At 74.0% G+C, this 17,089-nt stretch carries 19 protein-coding genes and 1 pseudogene; 16 read left to right on the forward strand and 4 right to left on the reverse strand.

All coding sequences use genetic code 11. The features are described 5' to 3' along the window. Positions 1 to 95: 95 nt before the first annotated feature. From LWC33_RS29905 to LWC33_RS29925, 5 genes are all read left to right on the forward strand, one after another. Positions 96 to 647 carry an adenylate kinase gene (locus LWC33_RS29905; protein WP_233308032.1) on the forward strand — a complete coding sequence of 184 codons (552 nt, stop codon included), beginning with the start codon at positions 96 to 98 and terminating at the stop codon, positions 645 to 647. Between the two features lie 22 nt (positions 648 to 669). Beyond that, the gene (gene map / locus LWC33_RS29910) at positions 670 to 1,494 is read left to right on the forward strand and encodes a type I methionyl aminopeptidase (RefSeq protein ID WP_233308033.1); all 825 of its coding nucleotides are present in this window, start codon (positions 670 to 672) and stop codon (positions 1,492 to 1,494) included. 138 nt (positions 1,495 to 1,632) lie between these two features. After that, the gene (locus tag LWC33_RS29915) at positions 1,633 to 2,754 is read left to right on the forward strand and encodes a Re/Si-specific NAD(P)(+) transhydrogenase subunit alpha (RefSeq protein ID WP_233308034.1); all 1,122 of its coding nucleotides are present in this window, start codon (positions 1,633 to 1,635) and stop codon (positions 2,752 to 2,754) included. Next, positions 2,754 to 3,101 carry an NAD(P) transhydrogenase subunit alpha part 2 gene (locus tag LWC33_RS29920; protein WP_233308035.1) on the forward strand — a complete coding sequence of 116 codons (348 nt, stop codon included), beginning with the start codon at positions 2,754 to 2,756 and terminating at the stop codon, positions 3,099 to 3,101. The genes LWC33_RS29915 and LWC33_RS29920 overlap by 1 nt, the downstream gene beginning before the upstream one ends. After that, positions 3,101 to 4,495, forward strand: a complete 1,395-nt coding sequence (locus LWC33_RS29925) for an NAD(P)(+) transhydrogenase (Re/Si-specific) subunit beta (protein WP_372476718.1) — start codon at positions 3,101 to 3,103, stop codon at positions 4,493 to 4,495. The genes LWC33_RS29920 and LWC33_RS29925 overlap by 1 nt, the downstream gene beginning before the upstream one ends. 45 nt (positions 4,496 to 4,540) lie before the next feature. On the opposite strand, the gene LWC33_RS29930 is transcribed toward LWC33_RS29925, so the two are convergent. Then, positions 4,541 to 5,821 (reverse strand): MFS transporter, encoded by a 1,281-nt coding sequence (locus LWC33_RS29930; protein ID WP_233308036.1) that lies wholly within the window; start codon positions 5,819 to 5,821, stop codon positions 4,541 to 4,543. A 316-nt stretch (positions 5,822 to 6,137) separates the two neighbouring features. Here LWC33_RS29930 and infA point away from each other — a divergent pair, with 316 nt between their 5' ends. From infA to truA, 8 genes are all read left to right on the forward strand, one after another. Further along, complete coding sequence (gene infA, locus LWC33_RS29935; RefSeq protein ID WP_010228514.1) at positions 6,138 to 6,359, forward strand: translation initiation factor IF-1; 222 nt, start codon at positions 6,138 to 6,140, stop codon at positions 6,357 to 6,359. Positions 6,360 to 6,383: 24 nt separating this feature from the next. Then, positions 6,384 to 6,497: a 50S ribosomal protein L36 gene (gene rpmJ, locus LWC33_RS29940; protein WP_015883600.1), complete on the forward strand. Its 114-nt coding sequence runs from the start codon at positions 6,384 to 6,386 to the stop codon at positions 6,495 to 6,497. A 233-nt stretch (positions 6,498 to 6,730) separates the two neighbouring features. Then, positions 6,731 to 7,111, forward strand: a complete 381-nt coding sequence (gene rpsM / locus LWC33_RS29945) for a 30S ribosomal protein S13 (RefSeq protein ID WP_037046145.1) — start codon at positions 6,731 to 6,733, stop codon at positions 7,109 to 7,111. Next, positions 7,111 to 7,518, forward strand: coding sequence for a 30S ribosomal protein S11 (rpsK, locus tag LWC33_RS29950; protein ID WP_013677438.1), 408 nt, complete (start codon positions 7,111 to 7,113; stop codon positions 7,516 to 7,518). The genes rpsM and rpsK overlap by 1 nt, the downstream gene beginning before the upstream one ends. 20 nt (positions 7,519 to 7,538) lie before the next feature. Next, positions 7,539 to 8,144, forward strand: a complete 606-nt coding sequence (gene rpsD, locus LWC33_RS29955) for a 30S ribosomal protein S4 (protein WP_233308037.1) — start codon at positions 7,539 to 7,541, stop codon at positions 8,142 to 8,144. Between the two features lie 102 nt (positions 8,145 to 8,246). Further along, positions 8,247 to 9,296, forward strand: a complete 1,050-nt coding sequence (locus LWC33_RS29960) for a DNA-directed RNA polymerase subunit alpha (protein WP_233308038.1) — start codon at positions 8,247 to 8,249, stop codon at positions 9,294 to 9,296. A 2-nt stretch (positions 9,297 to 9,298) separates the two neighbouring features. Further along, positions 9,299 to 9,925: a 50S ribosomal protein L17 gene (gene rplQ, locus LWC33_RS29965; RefSeq protein WP_233308039.1), complete on the forward strand. Its 627-nt coding sequence runs from the start codon at positions 9,299 to 9,301 to the stop codon at positions 9,923 to 9,925. Positions 9,926 to 9,940: 15 nt separating this feature from the next. Continuing rightward, positions 9,941 to 10,801, forward strand: coding sequence for a tRNA pseudouridine(38-40) synthase TruA (gene truA / locus LWC33_RS29970; RefSeq protein ID WP_233308040.1), 861 nt, complete (start codon positions 9,941 to 9,943; stop codon positions 10,799 to 10,801). Here the strand turns inward: truA and LWC33_RS29975 are convergent. Next, positions 10,779 to 12,608: a YwiC-like family protein gene (locus LWC33_RS29975; RefSeq protein ID WP_233308041.1), complete on the reverse strand. Its 1,830-nt coding sequence runs from the start codon at positions 12,606 to 12,608 to the stop codon at positions 10,779 to 10,781. The genes truA and LWC33_RS29975 overlap by 23 nt on opposite strands. A 75-nt stretch (positions 12,609 to 12,683) precedes the next feature. Here LWC33_RS29975 and LWC33_RS29980 point away from each other — a divergent pair, with 75 nt between their 5' ends. The 3 genes from LWC33_RS29980 to LWC33_RS29990 all read left to right on the forward strand — a co-directional run bounded on the left by LWC33_RS29980 (position 12,684) and on the right by LWC33_RS29990 (position 15,360). Next, a complete protein-coding gene (locus LWC33_RS29980) occupies positions 12,684 to 13,133 on the forward strand; it encodes a nucleoside deaminase (protein ID WP_233308042.1) in 450 nt (149 codons plus the stop codon). A 128-nt stretch (positions 13,134 to 13,261) separates the two neighbouring features. Further along, on the forward strand, positions 13,262 to 14,596 hold the full coding sequence (gene eccB / locus LWC33_RS29985; RefSeq protein ID WP_233308043.1) for a type VII secretion protein EccB: 1,335 nt from the start codon (positions 13,262 to 13,264) through the stop codon (positions 14,594 to 14,596). Between the two features lie 176 nt (positions 14,597 to 14,772). Continuing rightward, the gene (locus LWC33_RS29990) at positions 14,773 to 15,360 is read left to right on the forward strand and encodes a hypothetical protein (protein WP_233308044.1); all 588 of its coding nucleotides are present in this window, start codon (positions 14,773 to 14,775) and stop codon (positions 15,358 to 15,360) included. On the opposite strand, the gene mycP is transcribed toward LWC33_RS29990, so the two are convergent. Together mycP and LWC33_RS30000 are read right to left on the reverse strand one after the other, a co-directional pair. Continuing rightward, complete coding sequence (gene mycP / locus LWC33_RS29995) at positions 15,299 to 16,486, reverse strand: type VII secretion-associated serine protease mycosin (protein ID WP_233308045.1); 1,188 nt, start codon at positions 16,484 to 16,486, stop codon at positions 15,299 to 15,301. The genes LWC33_RS29990 and mycP overlap by 62 nt on opposite strands. Continuing rightward, positions 16,480 to 17,089 (reverse strand): annotated as a pseudogene (locus LWC33_RS30000) (type VII secretion integral membrane protein EccD); the annotation flags it as partial. The gene mycP and the pseudogene LWC33_RS30000, both read right to left, overlap by 7 nt.

Here is a 17,089-nt window from a genome sequence, read left to right on the forward strand (position 1 = left end):
CGAGCGGGCCCCGAGCCCGTCGGCCCGCCGGGGTCACCTCGTTCGCCGCCAGAGCGGGCGGCAGAGCAGAACACAGCAGGGAGGTCGGGTCCCAAGTGCGACTCGTTCTTGTCGGTCCGCCGGGCGCGGGTAAGGGGACGCAGGCGGAGCGCCTGGCCCAGCAGCTGGACGTCCCCCACATCTCCACCGGGGACCTGTTCCGGGCGAACCTGAAGGACGAGACGCCGCTCGGCATCGAGGCCCGGTCGTACATGGACGCCGGCAACCTGGTGCCGGACTCGGTCACCGTCGCGATGGTGAAGGACCGCCTCGCGGACCCCGACGCCGCGAAGGGCTTCATCCTCGACGGCTTCCCGCGGACCGTCCCGCAGGCGGACGCGCTGGCCGAGATCCTGGCCGAGTACGGTGTCGACCTCGACGCCGTCGTCGAGTTCGAGGTGGACGACGAGGTCGTCGTGCAGCGGCTGCTCGGCCGCGGCCGGTCGGACGACAACGAAGAGGTCATCCGCAACCGGCAGCAGGTCTACCGGGACGAGACGGCCCCGCTGCTGCGGTACTACGCCGCGAAGCTCGTCACGGTCGACGCGGTCGGCGAGGTCCCCGAGATCACGGACCGCGTGACCACCGCGCTCGAGGCACGCAAGTAGGACCCAGCGACAGGAGGCCCGCATGACCGGCAGGAAGGGCGGCGTGCGCGGCGCGATCGCACGGCTCAGGGGGCGCGACATCGAGCTCAAGAACCCGGCCGAGATCGAGGCCATGCGGGCGGCGGGGGCCGTGGTGGCCGCCGCGCTCGCGGCCGTCACCGACCTGGCCAAGCCGGGGGTCTCCACCGCGGAGCTCGACGCGCTGGCGGAGCAGGTCATCCGCGAGGCCGGCGCGGTTCCGTCCTTCAAGGGCTACCACGGGTTCCCGGCGAGCATCTGCGCGTCGGTGAACGAGCAGATCGTCCACGGCATCCCGTCGTCGGCCCAGGTGCTGGGCGACGGGGACCTGGTTTCCGTGGACTGCGGCGCCATCCTCGACGGCTGGCACGGCGACTCCGCCGTCACGCTGGCCGTCGGGGAGGTGTCGCCCGCGGACCTCGCCCTGTCGAAGGCGTGCGAGGGCGCGATGTGGGCCGGGATCGAGGCCGTGCGGCCCGGGGCCCGCCTCACCGACATCTCCTACGCGATCCAGGAGGCCTGCCGGGCGGCCGCGATCGCGGACCGGGCCGACTACGGGATCGTCGCCGAGTACGGCGGCCACGGCATCGGCACGTCGATGCACATGGACCCGTTCCTCCCCAACCACGGCGAGCCCGGGCACGGCCCGAAGCTGCGCCCCGGCATGGCCCTGGCGATCGAGCCGATGCTCACCGCGGGCGACCCCGAGACCCGTGAGCTCGAGGACGGCTGGACCGTCATGACCGAGACCGGCGGGCGGGCCGTGCACTGGGAGCACACCGTCGCGGTCACCGAGCACGGGCACTCGGTCCTCACCCTTCCCGCCTGACCCCGCCTGACCCCGCCTGACCCCGCCTGACCCTGCTCGGCCGTGCCGACGTCGGCCGGGCGGAACCGCCCGGTCGGGCGGGGTCTCGCTTTGATCCGGACGGGGTCCTGCGGCGCTCTGCTGCACTAGGTTCCTCGCATGAGTGCTGATGCCGCAGCGCAGCGGCCTCCGGGAGCGACCGTGGGCGTGCCCCGCGAGTCGGGTCCCGGTGAGCGTCGGGTCGCGCTGGTGCCGAAGGTCGTGGAACGACTCCGGTCGAAGAACGTGTCGGTGGTCGTGGAGTCGGGCGCCGGGCTGGGCGCCCTCATCCCGGACGGGCTCTACGTCGAGGCGGGCGCGACGGTCGGCGACCCGTGGTCGTGCGACGTGGTGGTGAAGGTGGCTCCGCCGACGGCCGAGGAGATCGGCCGGCTGCGGTCCGGGTCGACGGTGATCGGCTTCCTGGCTCCGCTGACCGCGCCGGAGACGACCGCGGCGCTGCGCGATGCCGGTATCACGGCGTTCGCGATGGAGTCGATCCCGCGCATCTCGCGGGCGCAGTCGATGGACGCGCTGTCCTCGCAGGCGAACGTGGCCGGGTACAAGGCGGTGCTGCTGGCCGCGGAGCGGTCGACCCGGTTCTTCCCGATGCTGACCACGGCGGCGGGCACGGTGAAGCCGGCGACCGCGCTGGTGCTGGGCGTGGGCGTGGCGGGGTTGCAGGCGTTGGCCACCGCCAAGCGGCTCGGCGCCCGCACCACCGGCTACGACGTGCGGCCCGAGGTGGCCGACCAGGTGCGCTCGCTGGGCGCGCAGTGGCTGGACCTCGGCATCGACGCGGCGGGCGAGGGCGGGTACGCCCGTGAGCTGACCGACGACGAGCGGGCCGAGCAGCAGAAGCGCCTCGAGGAGGCCATCACCGGGTTCGACGTCGTGATCACCACGGCGCTGGTGCCCGGGCGCACGGCGCCGACCCTGGTCACCGCGAAGGCGGTGGAGGGGATGAAACCGGGCAGCGTCGTGGTGGACCTGGCGGGGGAGACCGGCGGCAACTGCGAGCTCACCGAGCCCGGGGAGGTCGTCGTGAAGCACGACGTCACCATCGCCTCGCCGCTGAACCTGCCGGCCGGGATGCCCGAGCACGCGTCGGAGCTCTACGCCCGGAACGTCTCGGCGCTGCTCGAACTCATGCTCGACGACGGCGGTGCGGTGGCGCCGGACTGGTCGGACGAGGTGCTGGCGAAGTCCTGCGTGACGCGGGTCGAGGGGGAGGCGGAGTGATGCAGAGCGGGTCCCTGCTGGCGAACATCGCGATCCTGGTGCTGGCCGGGTTCGTCGGGTTCGCGGTCATCTCGAAGGTGCCGAACACCCTGCACACGCCGCTGATGTCGGGCACGAACGCGATCCACGGGATCGTGCTGCTCGGCGGGCTGATCGTGCTCGGCGAGCTGGAGAACCCGTCGGTGCTCGACTCGGTCATCCTGATCGTCGCGATCGCCTTCGGCACGATCAACGTCGTCGGTGGGTTCCTGGTCACCGACCGCATGCTGGGCATGTTCAAGGCCAAGCCCGCCGAGAAGGTGTCGGCCGACGCCGAGCAGAGCTCGGACGGCCGGGTGAAGCGCTGATGGACACGGCCGTACTGGACGTCGTCGTCCCGATCCTCTACATCATCGCGTTCGCCCTGTTCATCTACGGCCTGATGGGTCTGACGGGGCCGAAGACGGCGGTCCGCGGCAACAAGATCGCCGCGGTCGGCATGCTGATCGCGGTCGTCGCGACGCTGCTGCGGGTGCAGCACAACTGGATCCTGATCGTGCTCGGCCTGGTCGTGGGCGCGGCGCTGGGCGTGCCGTCGGCGCGGCAGGTGAAGATGACCGCGATGCCGCAGATGGTGGCGCTGTTCAACGGCGTCGGCGGCGGGGCGGTCGCGCTGATCGCCTGGTCGGAGTTCCGCACGTCGGGCGGCTTCCTCGACACCGCGACCTACGTCGTCGTCGCCTCGCTGTTCGCGGCCATCGTCGGGTCGGTGTCGTTCTGGGGCTCGCTGATCGCGTTCGGCAAGCTGCAGGAGATCCTGCCGAGCCGGCCGATGGGGCTGGGCAGGGCGCAGCAGGCGGTCAACGTGCTGCTGCTGGTCGCCGCGGTCGCGTGCGCGGTGGTCGCGGGGCTCGGCGGGTCGTCCCAGCTGTGGATCGTCCTCGTGCTGGTGCTCGCCGCGGTGCTCGGCGTGATGGTGGTGCTGCCGATCGGCGGCGCCGACATGCCCGTCGTGATCTCGCTGCTCAACGCCCTGACCGGGCTGTCGGCGGCGGCTGCCGGTCTCGCGCTGGACAACACGGCGATGATCGTCGCCGGCATGATCGTCGGTGCCTCCGGTTCGATCCTGACCAACCAGATGGCCGTGGCGATGAACCGGACCATCCCGGCCATCGTGGCCGGCGGGTTCGGCGGGACGGCGATCGCCGCGTCGGACGACGGCGTGGAGCGGACCGTGCGGTCCACCTCGGCGTCGGACGCGGCCATCCAGATGGCCTACGCGTCGCAGGTCATCGTGGTCCCGGGCTACGGGATGGCGGTCGCGCAGGCGCAGCACGCGGTCAAGGACATGGCCAAGCTGCTCGAGGCCAAGGGCGTGGAGGTCAAGTACGCCATCCACCCCGTGGCCGGGCGCATGCCGGGGCACATGAACGTGCTGCTGGCCGAGGCGGACGTCGCCTACGAGGCGCTCAAGGAGATGGACGAGATCAACGACGAGTTCGCCCGCACGGACGTCACGCTCGTCATCGGGGCCAACGACGTCACCAACCCGGCGGCGCGCAACGACCCCAGCTCGCCCATCCACGGGATGCCGATCCTCAACGTCGACGAGTCCCGCAACGTCATCGTGCTCAAGCGCTCGATGAACAGCGGCTTCGCCGGCATCGACAACCCGCTGTTCTACGGGGAGCGCACGAGCATGCTCTTCGGCGACGCCAAGAAGTCCGTCATGGAGGTGACCGAGGAGCTCAAGGCCCTCTGACGCCGGGGTGGCGCGCTCGCTCACCGAGGTGCGCGAGCGCGTCGCTCACCGCTCCTGGGCCGGGTCGAGCGGATGGGCGAGCTCGTCGCGGTGCAGGCGCCAGCCCACGACCGCGGCCACGGCGAGCAGCACGGGCACGAGCCCGGCGATCGCGAAGGTGACCGGGATGCCGATCGTCTCGCCCACCGGGCCGGCCAGCGCCGTCGAGACCGGCATCAGGGCGAGCGAGACGAAGAAGTCGAGGCTCGAGACCCGGCCCAGCAGGTGCGGCGGGACCCGGCGCTGCAGCAGTGTCCCCCAGATCACCATGGCGGCACCGTGTGCCGCCCCGACCACGCCGACGATCGCGCCCATCACCCACAGCCGGTCGGTGAACCCGATCGCGACCAGCGGGACGCCGCCGACGCCCCAGAGCAGGATCATGACCGTGAGGTACCGGCGCGGCATCCGCCCCGCCGACGCGACGAGCGACCCGGCCGCGCCGCCCAGCCCGAACGCGGCCAGGACCAGCGCGTACCCGCCCGGCCCGCTCGCCGTCCGGTCGCGGACCGCGAAGGGCAGCAGGACCTCGATCGGGCCGATCACGACCAGCACGAGCAGGACGGCGAAGGCGAGGGTGGCGAACAGCCAGCCGGTGCGCAGCAGGTAGGCGAAGCCCTCGCGCAGGTCCGCCAGGACCGAGCTGCGCTCCCGGTCCCCGGCCGACGGGGGCACCCGTATCGCGAGCAGCGGCAGCAGGGCGAGCGCGTAGCCCGCGGCCGCACCCCCCAGGGCGATGCCCGGGCCGAACGCGGCCACGAGCCCGCCGGCCAGCGCGGGACCCGCGGCGTACATCGCGACGGGCCGCAGGACGCCCTCGAGGCCGTTGGCGGCGAGCAGCTCGTCGGCCGGGAGCAGCGTCGGCAGGATCGCCGAGTAGGCGGGGTAGAAGAAGGCCTCGGCCGCGCCGACCACGAACGCGATCGCGGCCAGGTGCCACAGCTGCAGGGTGCCGGTGAGCGCGAGCGCGGCGGCGAGGCCGGCCATGCCGATCCGGACCACCTCGACCATCCGGAGCAGCAGCCGTCGGGAGACCCGGTCGGCGGCCACCCCGCCCAGCAGGACGCTCGCCAGCAGGCCGGCGGCCGCGGCCGCGGAGACCAGCGACAGGTCCGACGGCCCGCCGCCGAGCGCGATGACCTGGTAGACCAGCGCGACGATCCAGAGCCCGCTCGCGAACAGCGACGCGCCCATCGACACCGCGAGCAGGGTGTAGTCGCGGTGCCGGAAGGGCCGCAGCGGCCGGGGCAGGCCGCGCTGCGGGACGGGTGCCGTTCCGGTGCTCACAGGGCATACTGGAGCACCTGCCCCGGGGTCGAGGTCAACCGGATTCCCCGGGCGAAGCGGACAGCGGCGCGGCAGCCGGGGCGGGCCGTCGCGGTGGCCGGGCGGCCCCGCGCGCGTACCCCATGTGCCGGGGCCTGTAAAGCACACGTACACTGGTCACTCGGCGCGCCGTGTGGCGCCGGTTCCGCTCGTGCGCATGCGCACCCTCCGGTCCCGTCCCCGCCCCGTGGTGCGTCCGCAGCAAGTGAGCAGTACCCAGCAGTACCTGCAGTACAGCACGACGGACAACAGTCACCTGTCACGGAACGCGGAGGACATGGCCAAGAAGGACGGGGCGATCGAGGTCGAGGGCCGGGTCGTCGAACCCCTGCCGAACGCGATGTTCCGCGTGGAGCTGGAGAACGGGCACCGGGTCCTCGCGCACATCAGCGGGAAGATGCGGCAGCACTACATCCGGATCCTCCCCGAGGACCGGGTGGTCGTGGAGCTCTCTCCCTACGACCTCTCCCGCGGCCGCATCGTCTACCGCTACAAGTGACGACCAACAGAAGGATCGCCTGACGTGAAGGTCAAGCCGAGCGTCAAGCCGATCTGCGACAAGTGCAAGGTGATCCGCCGTCACGGCCGGGTCATGGTGATCTGCGAGAACCTGCGCCACAAGCAGCGCCAGGGCTGATCACCCGCTTCACGCGGAGACGCTCACAGCTCAACAGGGGACCTGCTTGCAGGGTCCGACCATCAACACAGAGGGCCTGCTTGCAGGGTCCGACCATCAACACAGAGGAACCCGACGGACCTGCCGCGCCACCCGAGGCGTGGTGACACCTCCGGTACCGGGCCGGTGCCCCAGCTAGTCACTGAGGACGGCCGTCGGGAGTACCCGGCACGACCCAAGGAGACACCAGCCGCATGGCACGACTCTCTGGTGTCGACCTCCCCCGCGACAAGCGGATGGAGGTCGCACTGACCTACATCTACGGGATCGGGCGCTCGCGCTCGCTCGAGATCCTGGCCGCCACGGGCATCAGCGTGGACCTGCGCTCGAAGGACCTGACCGACGAGCAGCTCGCCACCCTGCGCGAGTACATCGAGAACAACTTCCGCGTCGAGGGCGACCTGCGCCGTGAGGTGCAGGCCGACATCCGCCGGAAGATCGAGATCGGGTGCTACCAGGGCATCCGCCACCGTCGTGGGCTTCCGGTCCGCGGCCAGCGCACGAAGACCAACGCGCGCGGCCGCAAGGGCCCGAAGAAGACCGTGGCGGGCAAGAAGAAGGCAGGTAAGAAGTAATGCCGCCCCGCACCCGTGGCGCGGCCGGACCCAAGAAGGTCCGCCGCAAGGAGAAGAAGAACGTCGCGCACGGCCACGCGCACATCAAGAGCACGTTCAACAACACGATCGTGTCCATCACGGACCCGACCGGTGCCGTGATCGCGTGGGCCTCCGCCGGCCACGTGGGCTTCAAGGGCTCGCGCAAGTCGACGCCGTTCGCGGCGCAGATGGCCGCCGAGAACGCCGCCCGCAAGGCCGCCGAGCACGGCATGAAGAAGGTCGACGTCTTCGTGAAGGGCCCGGGTTCGGGCCGCGAGACCGCGATCCGCTCGCTGCAGGCCGCCGGCCTCGAGGTCGGCACCATTTCCGACGTGACCCCCCAGCCGCACAACGGATGCCGCCCGCCGAAGCGGCGCCGGGTCTAAGGGGAAGGGAGTAACCAGACATGGCTCGTTACACCGGCCCCATGACCCGCAAGTCCCGCCGGCTGAAGGTCGACCTCGTCGGCGGCGACCAGGCGTTCGAGCGCCGTCCCTACCCGCCCGGCCAGCACGGCCGGATCCGGATCAAGGAGACGGAGTACCTCCTGCAGATGCAGGAGAAGCAGAAGGCGCGCTTCGCCTACGGCGTGCTGGAGAAGCAGTTCCGCTCGTACTACGAGGAGGCGCACCGCCGTTCCGGCAAGACCGGTGACGAGCTGCTCCGCATCCTCGAGTCGCGGCTGGACAACGTCGTCTACCGGGCGGGCCTCGCGCGCACCCGGCGGATGGCCCGGCAGCTGGTGAACCACGGGCACTTCCTGGTCAACGGCCAGAAGGTGAACATCCCCAGCTTCCGCGTCTCGCAGTACGACATCATCGACGTCAGGCCGAAGAGCTTGAACCTCGACCCGTTCGTCATCGCCAAGGAGACCCAGGGCGACCGCCCGGTCCCGGCGTGGCTGCAGGTCGTCCCGTCGACCCTGCGCATCCTCGTGCACCAGCTGCCCGAGCGCGCGCAGATCGACACGCAGGTCACCGAGCAGCTGATCGTCGAGCTCTACTCCAAGTAGTAGTCCCGGCGGTCTCCTGTTCGTCCCCCCGCCCTGCAGTGGGGCGGGGGGCTCACTGCGACATCAAATAGTGGGTGTCGCGGCACACGAAGGAGACACACAGTGCTGATCTCTCAGCGCCCCACCCTGACCGAGGACTCGGTCACCGAGACCCGCTCCCGGTTCGTCATCGAGCCGCTCGAGCCGGGCTTCGGCTACACGCTGGGCAACTCGCTCCGGCGCACCCTGCTGTCCTCCATCCCGGGGGCGGCGGTGACCAGCATCCGCATCGACGGCGTGCTGCACGAGTTCACCACCGTGCCGGGGGTGAAGGAGGACGTCACCGACATCATCCTCAACCTCAAGGAGCTGGTCGTCAGCTCCGAGGAGGACGAGCCGGTGACGATGTACCTGCGCAAGCAGGGCCCGGGCGCGGTCACCGCGGGGGACATCGTCCCGCCGGCCGGTGTCACCGTGCACAACCCGGACCTGCACATCGCCACGCTCAACGACAAGGGCCGGCTCGAGGTCGAGCTCGTCGTCGAGCGGGGTCGCGGCTACGTCCCGGCCATGCAGAACAAGGCCACCGGCGCCGAGATCGGCCGCATCCCGGTCGACTCGATCTACTCGCCGGTCCTCAAGGTGACCTACAAGGTCGAGGCCACCCGTGTCGAGCAGCGCACGGACTTCGACAAGCTCGTGCTGGACGTCGAGACCAAGCCGAGCATCGGTCCGCGCGACGCCCTGGCGTCGGCGGGCAAGACCCTCGTCGAGCTGTTCGGCCTCGCCCGCGAGCTGAACGTCGACGCCGAGGGCATCGAGATCGGTCCGTCGCCGCAGGAGGCGGACACCATCGCGGCCTTCGCGATGCCGATCGAGGAGCTCGACCTCACCGTCCGCTCCTACAACTGCCTCAAGCGCGAGGGCATCCACACCGTGGGTGAGCTCGTCGGGCGCAGCGAGGCGGACCTGCTGGACATCCGCAACTTCGGCGCGAAGTCGATCGACGAGGTCAAGATGAAGCTCGTCGGCCTCGGCCTCGCGCTCAAGGACAGCCCGCCCGGGTTCGACCCGTCTGCGGCTGCCTCGGACTACGGGGCCGACACCGGCGGCTACGACGCCGACCCGTTCTCCGACGACGGCCAGGACTACGCAGAAACGGAGCAGTTGTAGCCATGCCTCAGCCCACCAAGGGGCCCCGCCTCGGCGGTTCGCCCGCTCACCAGCGGCTGATCCTGGCCAACCTGGCGACCGCGCTGTTCCAGCACGGCCGGATCACCACGACGGAGGCCAAGGCCCGCCGGCTGCGGCCCTACGCCGAGCGGCTGATCACCAAGGCCAAGCGGGGCGACCTGCACAACCGTCGCGAGATCCTCAAGGTCATCCGCGACAAGGGCGTCGTGCACCGGCTGATCGAGGAGATCGGCCCGTTCTACGCCGACCGCAACGGTGGCTACACCCGGATCACCAAGACGCTGCCGCGCAAGGGCGACAACGCCCCCATGGCCGTGATCGAGCTGATCCAGCAGAAGACCGTGACCGACGAGGCCAACCGGGCCCGCCGTGCCGCGGCGTCGCAGGCCGGCCGTACGGAGGAGGCCGCCGCACCGGCCACCGACGAGGCGACCTCCGACGAGGCCGTGTCCGAGGAGGCCGTGACGGCCGCGGCCCAGCCGCAGCCGACCGACACCGAGGCCATCGAGGAGGCCGAGGCGGCCACCGCCCCGGCCGCCGGGCCCGAGGAGTCCGCGGACGCCGGGGCGAAGGCCGAGCAGGGCGACGAGGGCACCGAGAAGGCCTGATCGGAGTCCTCCCGCGTGACCACGCAGTACCCGGACGAGCCCGCCACCCGTGAGGGTGGCGGGCTCGTCCGCTTTCGTCTCGACATCACCTACGACGGGACGGACTTCTCGGGCTGGGCCGTGCAGCCGACCCGGCGCACGGTGTGCGGGGTGCTGACGGACGCCCTGACCCGGATCCTGCGGACCGAGGTCGGGCTCACCGTCGCCGGGCGCACGGACGCCGGGGTGCATGCGACCGGTCAGGTCGCGCACGCCGACCTCCCGGCCGGCGTCGACCCCGCGCGGCTCGTCCGCCGGCTCGCCCGGTTCCTCCCGCCCGACGTCCGGGTCCGGGCGGTCACGGCCGTGCCCGCGGCGTTCGACGCCCGGTTCTCGGCCCTGCGCCGGCACTACGTCTACCGCGTGGCCACCGCCCCGTACGGGGCCGAGCCGCTGCGCGCGCGGGACACCCTCTCCTGGCCGCACCCGATCGACCTCGACGCCGTGAACAGCGCCTCGGAGCGGTTGCTCGGCGAGCACGACTTCGCCGCCTTCTGCAAGCGCCGCGCGGGGGCGACGACCGTTCGGGCGCTGGAGCGGTTCTCGTGGACCCGCGACAGCGACGGTGTGGTGTCGGCGGCCGTGTCGGCCGACGCGTTCTGCCACTCGATGGTCCGCAGCCTCGTCGGCGCGCTGCTCGACGTCGGGCGGGAGCGTCGCGCCGTCGACTGGCCGGCCGCGCTGCTGGAGCGGGCCGAACGGCAGGGCCTCTCGGTGGCTCCCGCGCACGGGCTCACGCTCGTCGGCGTGGACTATCCGGCCGACGCCGACCTGGCCGCGCGGGCCGAGGTGACCCGCAACCTCCGGGTGGGACCTACCGCCCCCGCAGCTCCCTGACGTTCACCACGAGCAGCACCACTGCCGCCAGCGCCAGTGATCCGGCCAGCACGATCTTCCACCCGGAGAGCAGCGCGATCACCCCGCCCGTGACGACGAGGGCGGTGATCGCGAGCCCGGCCATGCTCGCCGCGAACTCGATCGAGCGCCGCCGCGCCACCGCCTCCACCACGGCGAACAGGACGAGGCCGACGGCGAACCAGAGCAGCGTCGACAGGTGCGGCCAGAACAGCAGCGCGCCGAGCCCCCCGATCAGCACGGGGATCGACAGCGCCGCCCACACCCGCAGGAACCGGGATCGGAGGTCGGCCGGCACCACGTAGGGCATGTGCGGCTGGCGCAGGTGGGCGTCGGGCGGGCCGGGCGGACGCGGGCCCGCCAGCCGGTCCGCCTGGACGTCGATCTCCTCGGTCAGGCGCACCCGCTCGGCCACCAGCCCGGCCAGGTGTTCCTCCCGCCGCTCCAGCTCCTCCAGGTGCCCGCTGCGGCCGGGGGCGGCGTCGGAGCGGTCGGCGAGGAACCGCAGCTCCGCGTGCAGGCCGCGGACGCCGACGCGCTCGGCCTCGATCTCGGCCTCCAGCTCGTCGACCCGGGTCTGCAGGACCTTCATCCGCTCCTGCAGCACGGTGGCCTCCTCCTCGGCGGTCGCCGCCACCTTGTCCAGGCCCGCCCAGCCCAGCGGGTCGGCCCAGGAGCGGCGCACCGTCCCGTCGCGCTCGTAGCGGGGGCCGGCCGGGGCACGTTCGCCGCCGAAGGAGTCGCGGGTGTCGAGGCCCCACAGGCCGCGGAAGTCGCGGATCCAGGGCGTGCCGTCGTCGACCAGCTCGGCCGACCACGGCCGGCCGCCGGGCCCGAGCCGGAGGCCGTCGCCGCGCGCGTAGTCGATGAACGGGACGTCGAAGCCGCCGGTCCCGGGCTCGGGGGCGAAGGGCATCAGCCAGCGCCGCACGCGTTGGATCGTGCGCAGCACCGCGCGGAGGGCGGGCAGGCCGACGGAGACGACGTAGTCCCCGGCCACGAACGCGTGCGAGTGCGACCCGGCGCCGGGGTAGAGCACCGGATGGGTGCCGTCCCGGTCGAGCAGCGGGTCGTCCCAGCGGCGGCGCAGGTCGTCGCCGTGGTCGTCGTGCGTGGAGGCGGCGACCCAGGCCGGGACGAGGCCGCCGGACCCGTCCGGCACGAGGTAGACCGCGACGGTCTCCCAGTCGGCCTCGTGGTCGTTGACGCCGTGGAAGGTCGAGCGCCAGTCGTTGAAGGCGTAGAAGAACCAGTACTGCAGGACCGTGTAGCCCGCGGTGCGCACGACCCTGCCGTAGTAGGTCGCGCTGCTCAGGTCCCGGGCGCGCTGGTGGGCCGCCGCGACCAGACCGTTGGGCACCTTGCCGCGGACGAGCAGGGACAGCCGCAGCAGGACGTCGATGAGCCGGGCGATCACCCCGACCGCGGCGAACCGGCCGATGCCGCCCAGCCGCGGGCGCTCGGCCCGCCGCCACCGCCGGACCTCGCGGGCGCCCAGCGACTTCTGCACGAACCGCAGGTGCAGCCGGCGCTCCCGGTAGCGGCGGGCGGCCTCGCCGAGGCCCTCCAGCGTGAGCTCGCCGGCGGGGACGAGCGGCTCGCCGGCGCGCTTGCGGTCGCCCGCCGGTTCCTCCCACAGGCTGCACCGGCGGACGTAGTCCCCGACCGTCGCCGGAAGGAACAGCTCGCCGTTCGTGTAACGCAGCACCGGCTCGTAGCGCCGGAGCAGCGTGACGTCGTCGGCCGACTCCGGGGTGGACTCGCCGGGGGTCTCTCGGAGCGTGTCCACGCGTCCCACAGTAACCAGCGGAACGGGGTGTTTCGCGAGGGTCGGGCCGGCCCGGTTCTCCGTAGGCTGGGCCCCGTGGACGCGCAGGCCGCACTGGAGATCGCGCTCGAGGAGGCCCGGGCCGGGCTCGCGTCGGGAGGCATCCCGATCGGGGCCGCGCTGCTCGGGCCGAGTGGCGAGGTCCTCGGCCGCGGGCACAACCGCCGGGTCCAGGACGACGACCCGTCGGTCCACGGCGAGACCGCCGCCTTCCGCAACGCGGGCCGGCAGCGGGACTACCGGCACACCACGATGGTCACCACGCTCTCGCCCTGCTGGTACTGCAGCGGGCTGATCCGCCAGTTCGGCATCGGGGCGGTGGTCATCGGGGAGAGCCGGACCTTCACCGGCGGGCACGACTGGCTCGCCGAGCACGGGGTCCGGGTGACCCTGCTCGACGACGAGCGCTGCGTCCGGCTCATGGAGGACTTCATCGCCGCCCGCCCCGAGCTGTGGAACGAGGACATCGGCGTGGCCGAGGAGTAGGGCTCCCGCGAGTCGGGCGGTGGGCTTCCGCGAGTCGGCGGTTTCGGGCGCTCGAGTGTGCGATCCCGGGAGGCACGACTTCTCCCGTTCCGCCCCGGGCGGGGCGGTCGCGGAGCTAGCGTCCGGGCGTGCCGTTCCCGGTCCTGCCGCCCGCGACCCGCGACCAGGCCGACGCCCACCGCTACGGGCTGCGACGGTTGGAGGCCGCGCTCGGGCGAGCCGATCCGGTGCCGCAGCACGAGCAGCTGCGCGCGCAGCGCCGGGCCACGCTCGTCGGCGTCGTCCTGGCGCTGCTCGGGCTGGGCGCGGCGGCGGTGCAGGCGGCGCTCGCGCCCCGGCCGGACTGGAGCCGGCAGGCGCTGGTCGTGGGCACGCCCTCGGGCGCGGTCTACGCGGTCGCCCACGGGCCGGACCGGCTGGTCCCGGTGCCCGACGCCGTCGCCGGACGGCTCGTCCTCGCCGCCCTCGGCCAGCCGCCCGGCGGGCCGCGGATGGTGCCGGACGCGGATCTCGCCGGTGCGGCGCGCACCCCGTCCGCCGACCTGCCGGGTGCGACGGGGGTCGCGGTCGACGGGCCGGCGGTGCCCGAGCGCTGGGCGGTGTGCGACGGGCCGGACGGCGCGACCGTGCTGGCGGGGACCCTGGACCCGAAGGCCGCCCCTGCCCCGGCGCTGTTCGTCGAGGCCCCGGACGGGGAGCGGTTCGCGGTGCTCGACGGGCTGCGGCACACGGTCGGCGCCGATCCCACGGTGCTGACCGGGCTCGGCCTCGCCGGGGTCGTGCCGAGGAGGATCGGTGCACCGACGCTCTCCGCGATTCCGGAGGGGCCCGCGTTGACCCCGCCGCTGCTGCCCGACGGCCCGGGCCCGCGTGGCGTGCCCGGGCGGCCCGGCGACGTCCTCACCACCACCGGCCTCGACGGCGGACGCACCTACCTGGCGGTGGTGCCGGGCGGCGTCCAGGAGGTGCCGGCGACCCTCGCGGAGGTGCTGCGGGCGCAGGGCGGCACGGGGCCGCGGGAGGTCGCGCCCGCCGTCGTCGCCGAGGCGCCGCGGCCGGCCACGCTGGCCACCGCCGGGTGGCCGGACCGGGCGCCCCCGTGGTCGTCGGACGGGGGTGTCGTGTGTGCGACGTCGGTCGACGGGCGGGCCGGCGTGAGCGTGACGCCCGCGCTGCCTGCGGTCCGGGAAGGCGTGCGGGTGCCGCTCACCGGCGGTGAGGCGACCGCGGCCGTGCTGCTCGGCGGCGGGGCGGTGCGGGCGGTGTCGCCGACCGGGGGCGGGACGGTGTGGCTGGTGTCGGCGAGCGGGATCGTGCACGGCGTCGCGGACGCCGGGACCGCCGCTGCGCTCGGGGTACCGGCGCCGCCACCGGCCGCGCCGGAGGCGGCGCTGCGACTGCTCCCGCAGGGCGGGCGCCTCGACCTCGCCGACGCCCGGCGGGCGGTCGGATCCGGAAACTAGGCGGCCGGCTGGTGCGATGCGGTCGGCCGGGGCGCGAGCGGTCGGGCTGAGCCCGCGGGGGCACGACTCGCGCCCGGTCGACGCCATGCGCGGCCCGTCCAGCCTTCGGACGAGCCGAAGGCTGACTCGGCGAAAGGCGCATTGTGCCCGCCCCGTGGGCGGCCGATTCTCGACAAATGGAGCGCACCGGGATCGAGCGGGCGGCCGCCGTGGTGCGGCGGGTCGCGCCGGTCGCCGCCCTCGTGGTGCTGGTCGCCGCGGTCCTCCTCGGGAACGCGGCCGGCGCGCGTGCGGTGTCCCGCGCGGCCCCGGACCTGCGGCGCACCGAGGCGACCACCATCGGCAGCGCTCCGCTCCGGGCGCCGGACGAGAACGCCCTGGTGCCTCAGGTCCCCGTGCAGGCGGTCTGGCTCGCCCCGGACGGCACGAGCCGCCTCGGGCCACTGGGCGTGGCGCCGGGCACGCCGGCGGGTCGAACCGTGCCGATCTGGGTCGACACCGCCGGCCGCCCGGTTCTGCCGCCGGTCACCGGCACGGCCGAGGCGGTGCTCGTCGGTGCCCTCACCGCGCTGCTCGGCGGGGCGGTGATCGCCGCGTCGCTCGGCCTGACGGCGCTCGCGGCGGCCCGGCAGCGGTCGCGCCGCCTCGCCGTGGAGTGGGCGGCGACGGAACCCCTCTGGAGCGGACGCGCGGTCGCGGACATCACGGACGGAGCCGGCGGGCCAGGAGAGGGGAAGCGGCGGCGAGGGCGCAGAGAACCGTGACCGCGGCGAGCGGCAGCCAGGCCGGCGTCGGGTGCGCGGGCGGGCGGGCCGCCACCGCCGCGGCGGCCGGTGGCGGACCGCCCCCGGTCAGGATGGTGAGGGCCGACAGCGGGTCGACGACACCGGCGCCGAGCGCGTCCGAACGTCCGCCGGGGACCCGCCGCGCCGTGGCGACCAGGCGCGCGGCGACCGCGGTCGCGTCGAGCCCGGGGAAGCGCTGCCGGACCAACGCGGCCGTGCCCGCGACGATCGGCACGGCCAGGCTCGTGCCCTGCAGGTCGGCGCCGGTCAGCCCCGAGCCCGGGGCGAGCGAGCGCAGGCCGGTCCCGCGGGCGGCGAGGTCGACCCACGGCCCGTGGACGGTGAACGCGGCGGGCGCGTCGTCCGGCGTCGTGGCGGCGACGGCGAGCACCCCGTCCGCGAGCACCCCGTCCGCGAGCACGTCCGGGTCTCGCGCGTAGCCGGCGGCGGCCGGGAGGGGCACCTCGCCCGGCTCGCCGGTGCAGCCCCCGGACCCGGCGTTGCCGGCGGCCGCGACCACGAGCACGTCGGCGGCCCTCGCGGTCTGCAATGCGGCCCGCAGCGGTCGCCCGACGACGGCGGCGCGCTCGGCGTCGAGGCAGACGGCCTCGCTGATCGTCACGACCGAGGCGCCGAGCCCGACCGCCCGCCGCACCGCCTGGGCCAGCGACGCCGTGTCGCCCGCCGGACGGGTGCCGCCGTCCGCCGTCGTGACCGTGAAGGAGGGGCTGGCCTGGCGGATCGCGACGACCTCCACGCCCGGGGCCACGCCGACGACGTCGTCGTCGGGGCTCGGGGCCGCCGCGAGCAGCCCGGCGACCGCGGTGCCGTGGCCGTCGCAGTCCGTGAGGCCGTCGCCGCCGGTGAGGTAGTCGCCGCCGCCGACGAGCCGGGGCAGGCGCGGGTGCGGCGCGACGCCGGTGTCGATCACCGCGACCCGGACGCCGGTCCCGTCGGCCAGCGCGTGGACGTCGGTCAGCGGGAGCCCGCCGCCGCGCCCGGTGCCGCCCGCACCGACGCACTCGGCCACCTGGTTCAGCCCGCCCGCCGGCCCCGGCGCGAGCGCGATCAGCAGGGCCGCCACCGGGACGAGCGCGCTCACCATCCGCGGACCAGTGCGAACAGGTCGAGTGCCGCGGCGGCGAGCGGGACGCAGAGGGCGGTGAACACGAGCTCGGCGAGATCGACGGTGCGGCGGCCGACCGGTCCGGACCCGTGCGGGCGGTTGTGCAGCGTGAGCACGGCGAGCAGGGCGCCGAGGGTCGCGAGCGCGGCCAGGAGCCGGAGCGGAGCCGGGGCGGCGAGGGTGCCCGCGGCCGCAGCCCCGCACCCGCCGAGCAGCCCCGCCACCTGCAGCGCCCGGGCCGGGAGGGCCTCGGCGAACCCCCTGGCGCGCAGCAGGAGCACGACACAGACGGCCGTGGCGAGGAGCGGGCCCCACGGACCGGGCGCGGCCGCGGCGAGCACCGCCCCGACGGCCGTGACGACGGCGTCGCCGAGCACGAGTCCGGCGAGGTGCCGGCGGGCGAGGCCGGCCCGCAGGTCCGGGTCCGGGGGCGGGCCGTCCTCCGCCGTCGGGAGCCCGGCGAGCCGCAACGCGAGCCGGGGGAGCAGGGGGGCGACGAGCACCCCGACGGCCGCGCAGGCCGCACCCGCCGTCACCGGAGTGCCGCCGGCGAGCAGGAGGTCGACGCAGCTCGACGCCGGC

Source organism: Pseudonocardia terrae, from assembly GCF_021343995.1.
GTDB classification, from domain to species: domain Bacteria; phylum Actinomycetota; class Actinomycetes; order Mycobacteriales; family Pseudonocardiaceae; genus Pseudonocardia; species Pseudonocardia terrae.

Coding starts and splice junctions, on each gene's coding strand:
- map (WP_233308033.1), top strand. CDS start 670: ATGACCGGCAGGAAGGGCGGCGTGCGCGGCGCGATCGCACGGCTCAGG.
- mycP (WP_233308045.1), bottom strand. CDS start 16,486: ATGGTGAGCGCGCTCGTCCCGGTGGCGGCCCTGCTGATCGCGCTCGCG.
- rpsM (WP_037046145.1), top strand. CDS start 6,731: ATGGCACGACTCTCTGGTGTCGACCTCCCCCGCGACAAGCGGATGGAG.
- LWC33_RS29920 (WP_233308035.1), top strand. CDS start 2,754: ATGCAGAGCGGGTCCCTGCTGGCGAACATCGCGATCCTGGTGCTGGCC.
- rpsK (WP_013677438.1), top strand. CDS start 7,111: ATGCCGCCCCGCACCCGTGGCGCGGCCGGACCCAAGAAGGTCCGCCGC.
- rplQ (WP_233308039.1), top strand. CDS start 9,299: ATGCCTCAGCCCACCAAGGGGCCCCGCCTCGGCGGTTCGCCCGCTCAC.
- LWC33_RS29915 (WP_233308034.1), top strand. CDS start 1,633: ATGAGTGCTGATGCCGCAGCGCAGCGGCCTCCGGGAGCGACCGTGGGC.
- LWC33_RS29925 (WP_372476718.1), top strand. CDS start 3,101: ATGGACACGGCCGTACTGGACGTCGTCGTCCCGATCCTCTACATCATC.
- infA (WP_010228514.1), top strand. CDS start 6,138: ATGGCCAAGAAGGACGGGGCGATCGAGGTCGAGGGCCGGGTCGTCGAA.
- LWC33_RS29990 (WP_233308044.1), top strand. CDS start 14,773: ATGGAGCGCACCGGGATCGAGCGGGCGGCCGCCGTGGTGCGGCGGGTC.
- rpsD (WP_233308037.1), top strand. CDS start 7,539: ATGGCTCGTTACACCGGCCCCATGACCCGCAAGTCCCGCCGGCTGAAG.